The sequence below is a fragment of the Streptococcus oralis genome (assembly GCF_003943825.1).
GTDB classification, from domain to species: domain Bacteria; phylum Bacillota; class Bacilli; order Lactobacillales; family Streptococcaceae; genus Streptococcus; species Streptococcus oralis_CD.
Genome location: NZ_RJNJ01000071.1, coordinates 1 through 699, shown reverse-complemented (window position 1 = coordinate 699; position 699 = coordinate 1). Strand labels below are relative to the sequence as shown.

Genomic DNA, 699 nt, shown 5'->3' with positions numbered 1-699 from the left:
GTATACGGAGTTATCTGTATGGATGGTTATGGTAGTATTGTTTATCCGTAGCATTGGAACGGCATTTCATTCTCCGGCTCTCAATGCGGTTACGCCGCTTTTAGTACCAGAAGAACAGCTTACGAAATGTGCAGGTTATAGTCAGTCTTTGCAGTCTATAAGCTATATTGTTAGTCCGGCAGTTGCAGCACTCTTATACTCCGTTTGGGATTTAAATGCTATTATTGCCATCGACGTATTGGGTGCTGTGATTGCATCTATTACGGTAGCAATTGTACGTATACCTAAGCTGGGCGATCAAGTGCAAAGTTTGAAACCGAATTTCTTAAGAGAAATGAAAGAAGGAATTGTCGCATTGAGACAAAACAAAGGCATATTTGCCTTATTACTCTTAGGAACGCTATATACGTTTGTGTATATGCCAATTAATGCACTATTTCCTTTAATTAGCATGGAATATTTTAATGGAACACCTGTGCATATTTCCATTACCGAAATCGCTTTTGCATCTGGAATGCTAGTAGGCGGTCTACTATTAGGAAGGTTGGGGAACTTTGATAAGCGTGTATTGCTAATAACAGGTTCATTTTTTATAATGGGAGCCAGTTTAGCCGTTTCAGGATTACTTCCGCCAAGTGGATTTGTTATATTTGTAGCTTGCTGTGCAGTAATGGGGCTTTCGGTACCATTTTATAGCGG

General features: G+C 39.8%; 1 protein-coding gene. It reads left to right on the top strand.

All coding sequences use genetic code 11. The features are described from left to right. Positions 1-699: MFS transporter (locus tag D8863_RS10625; RefSeq protein WP_125441867.1), on the top strand; the 699-nt coding region annotated here is incomplete at both ends.